1 pseudogene is annotated in these 696 nt (G+C 41.5%); it reads left to right on the top strand.

Annotation, left to right across the window (positions count from 1 at the left end):
* Positions 1-14: 14 nt before the first annotated feature.
* Positions 15-696: pseudogene (locus RVS70_RS21690) on the top strand (AMP-binding protein); the annotation flags it as partial.

Genomic DNA, 696 nt, shown 5'->3' on the forward strand with positions numbered 1-696 from the left:
ATGAACTGGATTAACGCTCCAACCAAATTGCCCGCTGCCTAATACATAAAGGAATAAGCCGCGGTGATTTTGTTGCCGTGAGCATGAAACACTCACCGGAGTTGATTGCTGTTTTACTGGGCATTTTAAAAGCAGGCGGCGCTTATGTGCCGATCGACCCCGAATATCCCGCGGAACGAATAAAGTATATTTTAGAAAATAGTGAAGCGGCGTTTTTGATTACAGACCCTCTTTTTAAAATAGACTGCCGTTTGCCAAGGCACGTGAAAAAAATCAGTATTGACTGCACCATGTTCAACGATTTAGATACGGGACAGTTAGACATCAGGAACGATCCTTCCGACATCGCATACATGATTTACACTTCTGGATCAACAGGGCAGCCGAAAGGCGTGATGATCGAACATCAAAGCCTTGTGAACTACATAACATCAGCCTCTCAGAATTATACTTCTTCCCAAGAGGACAGCTTTGCGCTGTACTCATCCATAGCTTTCGATTTAACCGTTACATCCATTTACACCCCATTAGTGACAGGAAATAAGATTGTCATTTACAGACAAGAAGATATCCCGGAATTTATACTTCATCAAATCGTAAAAGAAAAGAAAACAGCTGTCATCAAGCTGACACCAGCGCATTTAGCGTTGCTAAAAGATGCAAACTTAAAAGATTCCTCTATTAAAAGAATGATTG

This window comes from Virgibacillus sp. M23 (genome assembly GCF_034190895.1).
In the GTDB taxonomy this organism is placed as follows: domain Bacteria; phylum Bacillota; class Bacilli; order Bacillales; family Amphibacillaceae; genus Virgibacillus; species Virgibacillus salarius.